Annotated in this window: 13 protein-coding genes; 8 read left to right on the top strand and 5 right to left on the bottom strand. The window is 64.6% G+C overall.

Features of this window, described 5'->3' with window-relative positions; translation table 11 throughout:
• Together FQU74_RS03595 and hrpB are read left to right on the top strand one after the other, a co-directional pair.
• Nucleotides 1-1,395 carry a glutamine synthetase family protein gene (locus FQU74_RS03595; protein WP_146285060.1) on the top strand — a complete coding sequence of 465 codons (1,395 nt, stop codon included), beginning with the start codon at nucleotides 1-3 and terminating at the stop codon, nucleotides 1,393-1,395.
• Nucleotides 1,396-1,547: 152 nt separating this feature from the next.
• Nucleotides 1,548-3,992, top strand: coding sequence for an ATP-dependent helicase HrpB (gene hrpB / locus FQU74_RS03590; protein ID WP_146285059.1), 2,445 nt, complete (start codon nucleotides 1,548-1,550; stop codon nucleotides 3,990-3,992).
• Between the two features lie 2 nt (nucleotides 3,993-3,994).
• On the opposite strand, the gene FQU74_RS03585 is transcribed toward hrpB, so the two are convergent.
• The gene (locus tag FQU74_RS03585) at nucleotides 3,995-5,257 is read right to left on the bottom strand and encodes a Hint domain-containing protein (RefSeq protein ID WP_146285058.1); all 1,263 of its coding nucleotides are present in this window, start codon (nucleotides 5,255-5,257) and stop codon (nucleotides 3,995-3,997) included.
• A 261-nt stretch (nucleotides 5,258-5,518) separates the two neighbouring features.
• On the opposite strand from FQU74_RS03585, the gene FQU74_RS03580 reads away from it, so the two are divergent.
• Nucleotides 5,519-6,679 (top strand): MFS transporter, encoded by a 1,161-nt coding sequence (locus FQU74_RS03580; RefSeq protein WP_146285057.1) that lies wholly within the window; start codon nucleotides 5,519-5,521, stop codon nucleotides 6,677-6,679.
• Nucleotides 6,680-6,686: 7 nt separating this feature from the next.
• On the opposite strand, the gene argF is transcribed toward FQU74_RS03580, so the two are convergent.
• The 3 genes from argF to FQU74_RS03565 all read right to left on the bottom strand — a co-directional run bounded on the left by argF (nucleotide 6,687) and on the right by FQU74_RS03565 (nucleotide 9,533).
• The gene (gene argF / locus FQU74_RS03575) at nucleotides 6,687-7,613 is read right to left on the bottom strand and encodes an ornithine carbamoyltransferase (protein ID WP_146285056.1); all 927 of its coding nucleotides are present in this window, start codon (nucleotides 7,611-7,613) and stop codon (nucleotides 6,687-6,689) included.
• 213 nt (nucleotides 7,614-7,826) lie between these two features.
• Nucleotides 7,827-9,008, bottom strand: a complete 1,182-nt coding sequence (locus tag FQU74_RS03570; RefSeq protein ID WP_146285055.1) for an aspartate aminotransferase family protein — start codon at nucleotides 9,006-9,008, stop codon at nucleotides 7,827-7,829.
• A 285-nt stretch (nucleotides 9,009-9,293) separates the two neighbouring features.
• Nucleotides 9,294-9,533, bottom strand: a complete 240-nt coding sequence (locus tag FQU74_RS03565) for a hypothetical protein (RefSeq protein WP_146285054.1) — start codon at nucleotides 9,531-9,533, stop codon at nucleotides 9,294-9,296.
• A 172-nt stretch (nucleotides 9,534-9,705) separates the two neighbouring features.
• Between FQU74_RS03565 and FQU74_RS03560 the strand changes: the two genes are divergently transcribed.
• The 4 genes from FQU74_RS03560 to FQU74_RS03545 all read left to right on the top strand — a co-directional run bounded on the left by FQU74_RS03560 (nucleotide 9,706) and on the right by FQU74_RS03545 (nucleotide 11,627).
• The gene (locus FQU74_RS03560; RefSeq protein WP_373289010.1) at nucleotides 9,706-10,440 is read left to right on the top strand and encodes a M48 family metallopeptidase; all 735 of its coding nucleotides are present in this window, start codon (nucleotides 9,706-9,708) and stop codon (nucleotides 10,438-10,440) included.
• Between the two features lie 86 nt (nucleotides 10,441-10,526).
• The gene (locus tag FQU74_RS03555; RefSeq protein ID WP_146285052.1) at nucleotides 10,527-10,784 is read left to right on the top strand and encodes a DUF6455 family protein; all 258 of its coding nucleotides are present in this window, start codon (nucleotides 10,527-10,529) and stop codon (nucleotides 10,782-10,784) included.
• 56 nt (nucleotides 10,785-10,840) lie between these two features.
• The gene (locus tag FQU74_RS03550; protein ID WP_146285051.1) at nucleotides 10,841-11,200 is read left to right on the top strand and encodes a YigZ family protein; all 360 of its coding nucleotides are present in this window, start codon (nucleotides 10,841-10,843) and stop codon (nucleotides 11,198-11,200) included.
• Between the two features lie 64 nt (nucleotides 11,201-11,264).
• On the top strand, nucleotides 11,265-11,627 hold the full coding sequence (locus FQU74_RS03545) for a diacylglycerol kinase (protein WP_146285050.1): 363 nt from the start codon (nucleotides 11,265-11,267) through the stop codon (nucleotides 11,625-11,627).
• Nucleotides 11,628-11,637: 10 nt separating this feature from the next.
• Here the strand turns inward: FQU74_RS03545 and rimO are convergent, their stop codons facing one another.
• A complete protein-coding gene (gene rimO, locus FQU74_RS03540) occupies nucleotides 11,638-13,029 on the bottom strand; it encodes a 30S ribosomal protein S12 methylthiotransferase RimO (protein ID WP_146286195.1) in 1,392 nt (463 codons plus the stop codon).
• 173 nt (nucleotides 13,030-13,202) lie between these two features.
• Here rimO and FQU74_RS03535 point away from each other — a divergent pair, with 173 nt between their 5' ends.
• Nucleotides 13,203-15,158, top strand: a complete 1,956-nt coding sequence (locus FQU74_RS03535; RefSeq protein ID WP_146285049.1) for an AsmA family protein — start codon at nucleotides 13,203-13,205, stop codon at nucleotides 15,156-15,158.
• Nucleotides 15,159-15,244 lie beyond the last annotated feature (86 nt).

The raw sequence follows: 15,244 nt of genomic DNA, 5'->3' as shown, positions 1-15,244 counted from the left end.
ATGACCGACACGCATTCCCCTTCCGGTTCGACCCTGGCCGAGGCCGAGGCCTTTCTGGCCGCCCATCCCGAGATCGAGGCCTTTGACATCGTGCTGCACGACGCCAACGGCATTGGTCGTGGCAAGATCATCCGCCGGCATGAACTGCTGTCGTTCTACAAGAACGGGCGCCACCTGCCGATCTCGATCCTCGGCCTCGATATCTGCGGTGAGGACGTGCACGAGACCGGGCTGATCTGGGATCAGGGCGACGGTGACCTGCGCGCATGGCCCATCCCTGGCAGTCTCAAGCCGCTGCACAATACCACGCCGCCGCGGGGCGAGGTCTTCATGTCAATGTATGACCTTGATGGTCACAAGATGACCTCGGACCCGCGCCATGCCCTGCAACGGCAGGTCGAGGCGCTGGCCGAAATGGGCCTGCATCCGGCTGGGGCCTTCGAGCTTGAATTCTTCCTGCTGTCGAACGAACGCGATGCGCGCGGCAAGATGGTGCCCGCCCGCGACGTGCTGGATGGCCGCCCCTCGACCAAGACCGAGGTCTATTCGGTTGATCACCTGCACGGCATGCTGCCGCTTTTCTCTGATATCTACGCCGCCGCCGGGAAATCGGGCATCACCGCCGAGACGATGATCTCGGAATACGCCCCCGGCCAGTATGAGCTGACCCTGCATTACCGCGAAGACGTGATGCAGGCCGCTGATGACCTGATGCGCCTGAAGCGCATCGTCCGCGCCCAGGCCCGCGCCCATGGCGTGACCGCCTGCTTCATGGCCAAGCCGAACGAGGATTACGCAGGCTCGGGCATGCATTTCCACGTGTCGCTGCAAGACGACAAGGGCCACAACGTATTCATGGAGGAGAAAGAGGGCCAATGGTCCGATACCATCCTGCACGCGCTTGGCGGGCTGCGCGCGACCATGGGCGAATCCATGCTGGTCTTTGCCCCCCACGCCAATAGCTGGCGGCGGTTCTCCTCGCAAAGCTACGCCCCGGTCAGCCCGACCTGGGGGGTGAACAACCGCTCGGTCGCGCTGCGTATTCCGGCCGGTGACATCCGCGCCCGGCGGATCGAGCATCGCCCTGCCGGGGTTGACGCGAACCCATACCTCGTTGCTGCAACGGTTCTGGCAGGTCTCCGCAAAGGCCTGATCGAGAAGATCAATCCCGGTCCTGAAACCACCGGCAACGGCTATGAGGGCGGACAGGACGCCCCTCCGATCCCGGTCGACTGGCGCTCGGCCATCGAGGCGGCCAAGGGCTCTGCCTTCCTCAAGGATGCCTTGGGCGAGGATATGCACCGCACCTTCACCGCGATCAAGGCCGCCGAGTACGGCCGTGTCGCGCGCACGGTGTCCGAGGTGGACTTCGACCTCTACCTCCACACCGTCTGACGACGCGCCCGGCCCCTCCGGCGGATGTTGGGTATTTGAGCCAAGAGGAAGCAACCACGCGCTTTACTCTTGGCAAAAATACCCCCTTCGCGCTTCCCGCTTGCGCCGCGGCCCGGCTTGCGGAAAAGAGGAGCCGCGTAAAAGGGGGCCCAATGACCACAGCATTGCCCATCGATGAGGCGTTGCCCGCCTTGATCTCTGCCCTGAAGGGGCGGGGGTTGGCGGTGCTGCAGGCGCCACCCGGCGCGGGCAAGACGACCCGCGTACCGCTGGCCATCATGGATGCCGGGCTCGTCAATGGGCGCATCATCATGCTGGAACCCCGCCGGCTGGCCGCGCGCGCCGCAGCCGAACGCATGGCCGAAACGCTGGGTGAGCCGGTGGGCGGCCGCGTTGGCTATCGCATCCGGGGCGAGGCGAAAGTCAGCCGCGACACCGTGATCGAAGTGGTGACCGAGGGTATCCTGACCCGGATGCTGCAAACCGACCCGTCGCTTGAAGGCGTGGGCGCGATCCTCTTCGATGAATTTCACGAACGCAGTCTGAACGCCGATCTTGGCCTCGCCCTTGCGCTGGAGGTCCGTGCCGCCCTGCGCGAAGATCTGATGCTGGTCGTCATGTCGGCGACGCTGGATGCCGCACCTGTCGCCGCGCTGATGGGGGATGCGCCACTTGTCACCTCGGCCGGTCGCGCCTTTCCCGTTGAAACCCGCTGGTTGCCGCGCCCGCTCGAGGCGAAGGCGCGATTTGATCAGGCTGTCGCCGGGCTTGTCATCCGCGCCATTGAGGAATGCCCCGAGGGTGGCGTTCTGGTCTTTCTGCCAGGCGAGGGCGAAATCCGGCGCGTCGAAGGGCTGCTGAAAGGCCTCAAGGGCTGCGAGATTCGCCCGTTGTTTGGCGCGATGGAGTTTGCCGCACAGCGCGCAGCGCTGGCCCCCGCGACACCGGGGATGCGCAAGGTGGTTCTGGCAACCTCGATTGCCGAAACCTCGCTCACCATCCCGGATATCCGGGTGGTGGTGGATGGCGGTCGCGCGCGGCGGGCGCGGTTCGATGCCCCCTCGGGCATGGCGCGGCTGGTGACGGAACGCGTGACGAAGGCCGAGGCCGAACAGCGCCGGGGCCGCGCGGGCCGCGTGGCCGAAGGGGTCTGTTACCGGCTGTGGTCAAAAGGAGAGGAAGGTGGACTTCTGCCCTTTCCGCCGCCCGAAATCGCGGCCGGAGACCTGGCGGGTCTTGCGCTGGAACTGGCCGCCTGGGGATCAGACGATCTGCCATTCCTGACACCCCCCCACCCCGGAGTCCTGACCGAGGCGCGGGCGCTGCTTTCACAGCTTGACGCATTGGATGATCAGGGCCGCATCACCGACCACGGGCGCGCGCTCACCGCCCTGCCCCTGCATCCGCGCCTTGGCCATATGCTCTTGCGTGCGGGCGGCGGCGCAGATGCTGCAACGCTGGCCGCCCTGCTCGCGGAACGCGATCCGGTTCGCGATGCGCCGGCCGATCTTGCTTTGCGGATGGCAGCGGTGCGCGATCCGGGCCGCGTTGAGCGCGATGGCCACCCCGTTCATCGCGGCACGGTCGAACGGATCCGGGCAGAGGCGCGGCGTCTGCAGCGTGCCGTGCCGGAAAAGCCCGCGGGCCTCAGCCTCGCGCAAATGGCAGCGCTGGCCTACCCCGACCGCGTGGGCCTGCGCCGCAAGTCCGAGGTGCCGCGCTGGATTCTGTCGGGCGGCAAGGGGGCGGCGATGGCGGCGGGGCAGCCGCTCTCCTCGGCGCGGTTGCTGGTCGCGACCGATCTGGACGGCGACCTGCGCGAGGCCACGATCCGGCAGGCGGCACCTATCACCGAGGCCGAAGTCCGCGACCTGTTCGGGCCGGCAATTCACTGGCACACCCTTTGTGAATGGTCAAAGCGCGATGGCCGCTTGCAGGCACGGCGACAGGAACGCTTTGGGGCGCTGGTCCTAGACGATCGGCACTGGAGCGACGCACCACCCGAAGCACTGGCGCAGGCCGCGCTGGATGGGCTGCGCCAGATCGGCTTGACCTGGTCGCCCGCGGCACTGCGGCTGGCGCGGAGGATCGAGCTGTGTCGCCGCGATGGGGCCGATCTGCCTGATGTTTCGGAGACAGCGTTGCTACAAACGGAAGCGCTGCTGCCCTTCCTTGGTGGTCGGCGCACCGAGGCCGATCTCAGGGCGGTTGATCTGGTCGAACCGATCCGCGCCCTGCTTGGCTGGAACGGGGTGCAAGAGATCGACAGGCTCGCGCCTTCGCATTTCGAGACACCCCTGGGTCGCAAGGTGCCCATTGACTATGATGGTGAGGCACCGGGGATTGAGGTGCGCCTGCAAGAACTGTTTGGCGTGACAAACCACCCGACCGTGGGGCCAAAGCGGCTGCCGCTGCGCATCACGCTGCTCTCGCCCGGCGGCAAGCCGGTGCAGGTGACGGCAGACCTGCCGGGGTTCTGGACCAACAGCTATGCCGATGTGCGGCGTGACATGCGCGGGCGCTACCCGCGCCACCCCTGGCCAGACGACCCGCGCGAAGCCGATCCGACGACGCGCGCCAAACCGCGCGGGACCTGAATTCAGGCTGCCCGCACGAGGATGTTCGGCGCCACAATGCGCCGGTCGCCCTGAAGTGCGCACCAGAGCTGCGCCTCATGCGCCTTCAGGACACGGCACGCGGTTTGCCGCAGCGCGATCGCATGCAGATCGGTTGATGAGAAGCTGGCCATCAGCGCCTCACGCGATCCCGCAGGCAGGCTTTGGAGTGCCATCGGGCCGGGCATAAGGCTTTCGGTCGAGGCCCCTTCGGCGAGGATGACATGGTGACCGTCAAGCAGCAGATGGTGATAGCTGACCGCGCGCGCCTTGCGTTCCTGCCAGACGCCCGGAAGGGTCAGCAGATCCTGTGCTGCCGCGAACACTTCAGCCTCACCGAACAGGACTTCGCACAATGGGTCGGTCAGCAGGATCAGGTGGTTGGGCGACACGGCAAAACGGGCTGTGTTGCCAAACACGAAAGGCTCGATCCACACAGGCAGGCGCTGCCCCCAGACGATCGCACGCTCACCACCAGACCAGAGCAGCGGCTGCGCGCCAGCATTACGGGTCAGAACCAGATCGCCGGCCCGAAGCGCCTCAACCGGAACCAGGCCCTTCGGCGTGGCAATCCGAGTGCCGGCCACAAAGCAGACGACCTGACCGTTCCAGAACGGTGTCGACCATACGCCGGGCGGCTGACCGGGGTCGAGGTTGCCGTTCGGAAGCCCCAGAACACCAGTTGTGGTGCCAGAGCCGGGCACGACGAAATCGTTGGTTCCCCCATCGGTCATGCCGACCTGCGCGATGCCCGAGCCGCCGTTGGCCCATTGCACCTGCTGATAGATCATGTCGATGCGGAAGTTGCCGTTCTCGGAATGATCGAGCACCAGTTGAAACGTATTGCGGTTGTTTCCGCTGCCCGAATACCCACGCACGTTCAGCCAGGTAATTGTCACGCGGCCGCTGTCTGGATCGATGTCCCAGTAGATATTGTTCGTCCCGGTTGCTGTCCCGGCACGGATATCGACATCCGACCAGAATACCGCAATTGCCGGCTGGTTGAACGTTGCAATGTTGGTCGGAGCGTAGGTGGTGACTGGCGCGTTGAAGGTGATCAGACCATTGGTGTTGATGTAGATCGACGTGTAGTTCGTTCCGAAATAGTTGATGCCTTCGGGAAAAGCGCCGGTGATATCGACCCGGATTGAACCGTCATCAAGGTTACCTGCCGTCAGAGTTGAACCGATGAAGCTGTTCTCCCCAACACCTTGCGGCCCGCCCAGTCCGGTATTGATCGTCCCCATCGGCAACCCCGTTTCAATAAAGTTCCGTCAAATCACAGTGCATTTTAGCATGGCTTAGCTACGGCACAGGAGAGGCCAAATGTGGATAATTTCGTGCAAATTGCAAATTGGACTTAGAAAGACACCGCCCACGCAGTACCCAAAGCGCATTGAAAATAGGCCGCTGCGCTGAAATCCATCGCAACAATCAGTGAAGCCAGTTCGCTTCACTCGCGGCATGGCCTCGGGTATCCATGCATTCAAATCGTTTTGGATGCGATCATGAGCTCTCCACAAAAAGGCCGTGTGGCCGTTGCGTCACTTTTCCTCGTAAATGGTGCCATCATGGGCGCCTGGGCCCCGCAGATCCCACAGATCCTGCCGCGCCATGGCATTCAAGAAGCCGTGATGGGGCTATTGCTGCTCGGCCTCGGTCTGGGTGCCGTGTCTGCAATGCTCTTTGCAGGCCGCTTGATCCATCGCTTCGGATCGGTCCGCGTCGTTCTCGGATTTGCTTTGGCGATGATTGCGGTGTTTCCACTGGTTGCCCTTGCACCTACCCTCCCGACGCTGGCGCTTTCGATGTTCGCCCTTGGGGCTGCGGCAGGCTGCATGGACGTTGCGATGAACGCCAATGCGGTTGAGGTGGAGCGGGCGCTTGGACGGGCAATCATGTCCTCGTCCCACGGGTTCTGGAGCCTGGGCGGGTTCGCCGGCGCCGCGCTCGGCGGCTGGCTTATTGCGGCGACAGGGGCGGTGACACAGGCGGTTCTCGTCTCTGTCGCGCTGGCGCTGATCATCGCTTTGGCGGTGCCGTTTCTCTACCATGCGCCAAAGACGCCCGAGGCCGAGGGGGGTGAGGCGCCACGCCCGTCTGTCCTGCCTCGATCGCCGCGAGTCTGGTTGCTGGGTCTGACGGCGCTGCTGTGCATGACGCCGGAAGGTGCGATCATGGACTGGTCGGCGCTCTATCTGATTGATGATCTGGGCATCGGCACTGGCGCCGCCGGCCTTGGATTTGCGCTCTTTTCGGGTGCGATGGCCACCATGCGCTTCGCAGGCGACGCGGTGCGCAATCGCTTTGGCGCCGTTCGAACGCTGCGGGTTTCAGCCCTTGTCGCGGCAGTTGCGATGATTGCCGCGTCGCTTGCTCCGACACCGGACCTCGCAATGCTGGCCTTTGCCGTCGCGGGTCTGGGGATCGCCAATACCGTGCCGATCCTCTTTTCAGCCGCAGGGAACCTGCAGGGGATGAGCCCCGGCGCCGGGCTCGCGACCGTAACCATGGTGGGCTATGCCGGTATCCTCGTGGCGCCATCAACCATCGGCTATATCGCCGAGCACGCAGGATTTCGTTTCACCTGGGCAGGTCTGGCGCTTTGCCTGATCGTGGTGGCATCCCTCGCACGTCTGGCGCGGGATGCCGACCTGATCCGGCGCTGATCGCGCATTAGAGCCCGAGGCACCAGCGCATGACGGCCTTTTGCGCATGCAGGCGGTTTTCGGCCTCGTCGAAGATGACTGAATGCGGGCCGTCCATCACCGCCGAGGTCGCCTCGTCATTCCGGTGCGCAGGCAGGCAGTGCATGAACAGCGCATCCGGCTTGGCATGGGCCATCAGCGCCTCGTTCACCTGGTAGGGCCGCAACTGGTTGTGACGGCGCTCTTTCGCGCTTTCGGGATCATGCATGCTGACCCAGGTGTCCGTCACCACGAGATCGGCGCCGGCAACTGCGCGTGCGGGATCGCGATCAATGGTGATCGGATGTCCTTTCGAGGCCGCGAAATCCAGCCAGACCCGCTCAGGGTCAAGCGTCTCAGGGCCGGTGAAGGACAGATCGAAGCCAAACTGCCCCGCCGCATGGGCGAATGAGGCAAAGACGTTGTTGCCATCACCGCACCAGACCACCTTCTTGCCCGCAATCGGCCCGCGGTGCTCTTCATAGGTCATCACGTCTGCCATGATCTGGCAGGGATGGGTGCGGTTGGTCAGCCCGTTGATGACGGGAACCGTAGCATGTTCCGCCATCTCTTGCAGGGTCGCCTCTTCAAAGGTCCGGATCATGATCAGGTCGACATAGCGGCTGAGCACGCGTGCAGTGTCGGCGATGGTTTCACCATGGCCAAGCTGCATTTCCTTGCCCGAGAGCACCATCGTCTCGCCGCCCATCTGGCGCACACCGACGTCAAAGGAAACGCGCGTCCGGGTGGAGGGCTTCTCGAAGATCAGTGCGACCATGCGGCCCTGCAGGGGCGTCTCGTCATCGGGTGTGCCGCGCGGGCGGCCATTACGCGCGGCCTTCATGCGGTGCGCGGTGTCAATCATGCCGCGCAGATCGGCGGCAGGGGTCGTATGGATATCAAGAAAATGTTTCATCGGTTCGGCTTTCTGGCGGATCGCCGGGGGCTGTCTGCCCCCGGACCCCCGAAGGTATTTTACCAAGGGGAAGGCCGGTGAGGGTTCATGTCACATGCGGCCTTCGCTGGTGCGGTCTAAGCGTGGCACCAGTTGGCTCGTCGCCAGGCGCGCACATCGCGCTCGTTCGACGGGTCACGCGCAACGACGGCCCGCGGAGGAAAGGGCCGGGCTTCAGGCCGCATTCCGGTCTAGCCTCGTCGCGGCAGCGTCCAGACGTTTCAGCGCCTCGGCGATATCGGCGTCAGGGATGTTCAGCGCAGGCAGCAGCCGCACGACATTGTCCGAGGCGGCGATTGTCAGCACATGCTCGGCCATTCCGGCCTTCACAACCTCGGACGGCTCTACCTTGCACTTTATGCCAAGCATAAGCCCCTGCCCCCGCACGGATTCAAAGACCGTGGGATGGGCGGCGACCAGACCCTCCAGCCCCTGACGGAAGAGCCCGCCTTTGCGGCTGACATCGGCGAGAAAAGCGTCATCCGACACGATGCGCACGACCGACGCGCCGACTGCGCATCCCAGCGGGTTGCCGCCATAGGTGGACCCGTGGGTGCCCGCCGTCATGCCCGAGGCCGCCTCTTCAGTTGCAAGCACGGCGCCAAGCGGGAAACCACCGCCAATCCCTTTGGCGACCATCATGATGTCCGGGGTAATGCCCGACCATTCATGGGCAAAAAGCTTGCCCGTGCGCCCCATGCCGCACTGCACCTCATCAAGGATCAAGAGCGTGCCGGTTTCGTCGCACAGATCGCGGAGGCCTTTGAGGCAGGCGTCGGGCAGCGTGCGGATGCCCCCCTCACCCTGCACAGGCTCGACAATCACGGCCGCCGTGTTGGGACCGATGGCCGAGCGCAGGGCGTCGTGGTCCCCGAACGGCAGTTGACGGAAACCCGGCATAAGCGGGCCGAAACCCTTGGTCATCTTCTCCGACCCGACCGCCGCGATGGCCCCGGTCGAGCGACCATGGAAGGCGCCTTCAAAGGCGATGATTTCCGTCCGCTGGGGCTGGCCTTTCTCGTACCAGTACTTGCGCGCCATTTTGATCGCCAGTTCCGCAGCCTCGGTGCCCGAGTTGGTAAAGAACACCGTATCGGCAAAGGTGTGCTCCACCAGCAGATCGGCAAGCGCCTCTTGCTCGGGGATGCGGTAGACGTTCGACACATGCCACAGCTTTGCTGCCTGTTCGCTGATCGTCTGAACCAAGGCGGGATGGGCATGGCCAAGCGCATTCACCGCGATCCCAGCGCCGAGATCAAGGTATCGGCTGCCATCCTCGGCGATAAGCCAGGACCCCTCGCCCTTGACGAAGGCAAGCGGTGCGCGGTTGTAGGTCGGAAGGACAGAGCTGATCATGTAAGTATCCTGACGGATGAGGAGGCCGGAGGGTGCCAAGCACACGGGGCCATGTCAACGGAGGGTGAGGCGCGGCCGGGCTGGCCAGAGATGATCGCGGACGAAATCGCGCGCGTGCACGATCGTCAGACGCTGGCGCGTCGGCGTCGGGGCAGCAGGAAGGGGCGTGTCCATGCGATCATGCTCGCGCCATAGCTTTTCATCTGCAGGATGGCAACGGATTCCTTCCAGCGGATCACTGATCTGCCTTGCCTTTGCGTCAAGCGTGGCAACGGGGACACGCGCCTAGCCCTCTCGCTGTTCCAGCCTGTAGCTGCCTTCGGGCAGGTTCAACGCAGCCGCAAGGTCGCGCAGTTGCACCATGGAGAGGGTGATGACCATCGGCTCTTGCGTGATCGGGTGCAGCTGTTCCAGCGTGACGCAATCATCAAAGGCCGAGATGGTGATGTCTTCCTGCAAGGCGGGGCCACCCTCATCAATCAGGGTGATCACCGTTGCATCAAAGTCGTGCTCGATCGTGAACATGGGGCTAGCCTAGCAGGCACAAGGGGCGGCGCAAGGGAAACCCGCAGCGCGTGATGAAATCGGCGTGAACCCGTCAACGGTGCCGCAAGGCACCTTTTCGACCGACGCGGATCGCAATAGGGTTGCCCGACAAACAGACGAGCGTTCGTGAGGCAGGGCAGGCATGCGGGGTATCGCGCGATTTCTGGGGCCGCTGGCGATGGCAGCCGCGCTTGCGGGGTGTGTCGGGCCAACGATGCCGGCGCCGATGCCCCCTGTCCAACCCGCGGCGCCCACTGCGGACGGGGTTCTGAGCCCACGGGATGCCGCGCGCAACTTTGTCTACGTGGTGGAGCGGCTTGAACCGGTGGCCGAGGCTGTCTGCATGGAGCGTGCGGCACGCGGTACGAACTGCGATCTGGATATCGCGGTCGATACGCGCCCCGGCCTTGATCCCAACGCCTTTCAGACTGTGGACCGGCGCGGACGCCCGCTGATCGTATTCACCCTCTCGCTGATTGCCGATGCGCGCAACGCCGATGAAATCGCCTTTGTTCTGGGGCATGAGGCAGCGCACCACATCCTAGGCCATATCCCGCGCCGGCAGCAGACGGCGGCGCAGGGTGCGATGCTGGGCACTGTCTTTGGTCAGGCAACAGGCGCAGACCCTGCAACATTGCAAGAGCTGCAGCGCGTCGGGGCAGAGATCGGCGCCCGCCGCTATTCGCAGAACTTTGAACTTGAGGCCGATGCCCTGGGTGCGGAGATTGCGTGGCGGGCGGGCTTCGATCCCGTGAAGGGCACCGGGTTCTTCCTGCGCCTGCCCGATCCGGGCGACAGCTTCCTCGGCAGCCATCCACCCAACGCGCGACGCAAGGCGCAGGTGGCGGCCGTCGTGGCGCAGTTGCAAGGCGGCCAGCCGATGTGACGGCAAAAGCGCCTTGATCCTGATCAAGGTTCCGCGTCGCGATCCGGCGGATGATGTGGCTATCGCGTGAGCAGACGGAGGCCGCAATGATCGGGTTTGTAGAGGCGCCAAAAGCGTGGTGGTTGACCAATGGCATGGCGCGCGCCGTCGGGGTGAACCTGCCGCGGGCAGTATTTGATGGGGTAGTGAAGCGCAGCGAACTGGCCGCAATGGTCGGACGCTGCCAGAGTTGCGGGAAGTCGGACGCCTGCATGGGCTGGCTGTCGAAGGCGGTGCCCGACCCACACCCACCCACTTGGTGCTGCATCGGGGATGAGATCGAGGCGCTGTCGCCCCGCAGTTGACGGGGTCTGGCCTTTGGGTGGCCCGGCGACTAGCTTTGCCGCCCGAAGGAGAAGCCATGCGTCAGATTGAAAACGTGGTGCGCGATCGGGGGTCGAAATACGCCGTATCGGGTGGCCCGGTGCAGGGGCGCGCCGGATGTGCGGCTTTTTTGACGGAACTGAAGCGGCAGAAGAAATACGCCAAAGCCACCCACAACAGCTGGGCCTGCATTCTGTCGGACGGCGGGCCGGTCAAGGACGATGATGGCGAGACGGGCGCAGGCGCCGTGATCCTGCGGATGCTGGAGCGCGCAGAGTTGACCGACACGATCATTGTCGTCACCCGCTGGTATGGCGGGGTGCATCTGGGCGGCGACCGCTTTGCCCATGTGGTGACCTGCGTGCGCGCCTGGCTTGAGGATGCTGCCACGGACTGACCCGTGGACTTGCCCCCGCACGCCATGCCAGATTGCCCGGCGGAGGAACCAACGGGGATCAGGGATGAACGGATGGATAGGGGCCGAGCTTCGCCGGCTGCGCAACACAGTCCTGTGGTCGTGGCAAGGCTGGTGCAGCGCCTGGCGCAACGAGAAATCCATTCGGCAATGGTCGCTCGTGAATCTGGCGTCCGCAGCGCTGGCATTCGCCGTGCCGCTGACCGGCGGGGAACGGGCGCTGATCCTTGCACTCGGCCTGATGATCCTCGTGGCCGAGCTTGTGAACACCGCAATTGAAGAGACGATCGACTACATCTCGACCGAACACGACCCGCGCGCGGGCCGCGCCAAGGATGCGGGCAGCGCGGCAGTGGCCGTTGCGGCCATCGCGGGCGGCGTTGCCTGGCTGGTGATCCTGCTGGGTTAGGCGGTCTGCGTCAGACCACCCTGCCCCACAGATCGTATTCGCCCGCCTCTTCCACCTCGACGGTGACGAAATCGCCGGGGTTCAGACCCTCGAAATCCTCGTCGATGAACAGGTTTCCATCGATTTCGGGCGCATCGGCCATGGTGCGGCAGGTGGCGCCCTCTTCATCGACCTCATCGACCAGAACGCGCAGGCGCTGTCCGACCTTGGCGGCAAGCTTTGCCTCGGAAATGGCCTGCGCCTTTTCCATGAAGCGTTCCCAGCGATCCTGTTTGACCTCATCGGGCACATGGTCGGGCAGATCGTTCGACCGCGCGCCCTTGACGTTTTCGTACTGGAAGCACCCCACGCGGTCGAGTTGCGCCTCGTCCAGCCAGTCGAGCAGCGTCTGGAATTCCGCCTCGGTTTCGCCAGGGTAGCCGACGATGAAGGTCGAGCGCAGCGTGATTTCGGGGCAGATCGCGCGCCAGGCTGCAATCTCGTCCAGCGTCTTTGCCGCCGCAGCAGGCCGCGCCATGCGCTTGAGCGTATCCGGGTGGGCATGCTGGAAGGGTATGTCGAGATAGGGCAGGATCAGCCCCTCCGCCATCAACGGGATCATGTCGCGCACATGCGGATAGGGATAGACATAGTGCATCCGCACCCACAGCTCGCGCCCTGCCCCAAGCTGGCCCAGCTCCCGCGCCAGATCGGTGATATGCGCCCGCACCTCGCCACCCTTCCACGGTGACAGATCGTGCTTGCGATCCAGCCCATAGGCCGAGGTGTCCTGACTGATGATCAGAAGCTCTTTCACCCCCGCATCCGCCAGCTTTTCAGCCTCACGCAGCACGGCATGGGCCGGGCGGCTGACCAGCTTGCCCCGCATGTCGGGGATGATGCAGAACTTGCACTTGTGGTTGCAGCCCTCGGAAATCTTCAAATAGCTGTAATGGCGCGGCGTCAGCTTGACGCCACTGGCGGGCAGCAGGTCGATGAACGGGTCCGGTGACGGCGGCACCACGGCATGCACGGCATCCAGCACGGCCTCATACTGATGCGGGCCAGTGACGGCCAGAACCTTGGGATGCGCGCCGGTGATGTATTCGGGCTCTGCCCCCAGACAGCCGGTCACAAGGACCTTGCCGTTCTCGCGCAGGGCCTCGCCAATGGCGTCCAGACTTTCGGCCTTGGCACTGTCAAGGAAGCCGCAGGTGTTGACGATCACTGCATCGGCGCCCTTGTAGTCGGGGCTGATCGCATAGCCCTCGGCCCGAAGCCGCGTCAGGATACGTTCGCTGTCGACCAACGCTTTGGGACAGCCAAGCGAGACCATTCCGATGGTCGGCTGACCGGGACGGCGTTCATCCGGCACATGGGCGCGGGCAAGGTCGGGGCGAAGATTGGGCGGGTTTTGCGACATGCGCCCCATATAACGATGCACGGTGCAAAGCGCAAAGGGGCGCTGCATTACCGCTTTGCCTGTCCGGATACAGGCGACGCATACAAGCAAAGCACCGCCTGTCTTGCGCCAAGGGATTGCTGCAACCCCGCGCAGCGCCTAGATTCTGGAAAAACAGGCAGGAGGACTGGCAGGTGCGGTGGCTTGTTCGGGCAGCGATGTCCCTGATGGTTCTGGTCGTGCTTCTGGGCGGGATGGTCATCCTGATGCCGAAGGACGCCGTCCTCAACCTTGCCGCCAACAGATTCGCCGAAGCCACAGGCCGCAAGATCCAGATCGGCAGCGGCGCCAAGGTGGCGCTCTGGCCTGTGCTCGGCGTCTCGGCCGGGCCGGTCAGTATCAGCAATGCCGACTGGGGGTCTGAGCCACAGATGCTGACGGCAGACCGCATCAGCATCGGCCTTGACGTGGCGGCAGCGCTTTCAGGCCATCTGCAGATCACCGAGATCAGCCTGACCCGGCCCGACGTGCTGCTGGAACGAACGCGTGATGGCAAGGTGAACTGGGAATTCGCGCCACCGTCAGACGCCCCCCAAGGCGCGACCGCCGGCCCCGATCGCAAGATCACCCTTGGGTCGATGACGATCAGCGACGGGCGGCTGCGCTTGCGTGACGGCGGCGCCAAGGATGCCTTCACGCTTGAGAAGATCGAGGCCGCGACCGCCATCCCGGATTTCGCAGGCCCCGTGCAAATTGCAGGCTCGGCCGAATACCGCGGCCAGACGATTGATGCCGAAGCCGGGGTCGATGCCCTGTCTCGGTTTCTTGAGGGCAATCCAGTGGCTCTTGATCTGGCGCTCAAGACCGGTGGAAACACCCTGACATTCAAGGGAAAGGCCGGCACCGCCCCCACAACCGCAGAAGGCACGCTGAACCTGTCGGTCAATGACCGCGAGACGCTCGGCCGCCTGACGGGCGCCGCCCTGCCCGATCTGCCGCAAGGCTTTGGCGCCCGCAGCCTTGCGGCAAAGGGTCAGATCACGCTGCGCCCTGATGGCACAGTCCGTCTGCGCGACGCCGAGATACTGGCCGACGACCGGACGTGGCAGGTGGATGGCACGTGGGAGCCCGGCCAGAGCCGCCCACGACTGGTTGCGACCGTCGCCGTTGATGCGCTGACGCTTGGCGCCTCGGGTGGCGGTTCGGGCACAGGCTCTGATACGGGCTGGTCCACCGACAAGATCGACGGTCGCGCGCTTGGGCTTCTGGATGCCGAGGTGACGCTGACTGCAGGTTCAATCCGCGCAGGCGGGCTGGGACTTGGTCCGACGCGCGCGCGCCTGACGCTCGACAACGCCCGCGCCGTCATCGGCATTGATGAGGCCGAGTTCTATGGCGGTACGCTGGCGGGCAAGATCGTCGTGAACGCACGTAAGGGGCTTTCGTCAAGCGCCGCGCTGCAGCTTGACGGGGCAGACCTTCAACCCCTGCTGACCGATGTTGTGGGCACGGCGCGGCTGGCAGGAAAGGCGCATGCCACGATCGATCTGCTGGCCTCGGGCCAGACCCTTGCCGCGCTGATGCGCAACTTGTCGGGCACCGTGGCGCTGCGCATGGGCAAGGGTGAGTTGGTGGGATTTGACGTGGTGGGCATGCTGCGCACCATGGACCCCGGCTATGTCGGCGAAGGGCGCAAGACCCTGTTCAGCGCGCTGACGATCAGCGCGGCGATCAAGGACGGTGTCGCGAAAAGTGACGATCTGGTGCTGACAGGCGATGTCTTTGCCGCGACGGGCAAGGGTCAGGTCGATCTGGGAGAGCGCCGGGTGAACTACCGGCTGCTGCCCAGTCTGACCATCAGCCAGTCGCAGACGCAGTCTTTGACCGTCCCTGTCCTGATCTCGGGCCCATGGGGGCAACCCAACGTGCGGCTCGATCTGGAATGGCTTGCCAGCGAACGCGCCAGGACCGAACGCCGCCGCGCCGAAGAGGCCGCCAAGACCCGGCTTGAGGAACTCGCACGCCAGAAGCTCGGGGTAGAGCGGAACGCGGACGAAAGCCTTGAGGACGCCGCCCGCCGCCGCGCGCAAGAGGCGGTGGCCGCCGAGGCCGAACGGCTGCTGCGCGACGCGCTTGGCGGCAGCAACTGACCGTAAGCCCACGCCTGTCTGAGTCCGCGCGGCCACAGTGCAAGCGCTATATTCTGCGGTCGGATTTTCCGGCTATGCGAGCCCTG

It is taken from the genome of Gemmobacter aquaticus, from assembly GCF_007859075.1.
Classification (GTDB): Bacteria; Pseudomonadota; Alphaproteobacteria; order Rhodobacterales; family Rhodobacteraceae; genus Gemmobacter; species Gemmobacter aquaticus.
Note: the sequence above shows the minus strand (reverse complement) of the source record. Positions and strands in the feature narration are given on the sequence as shown.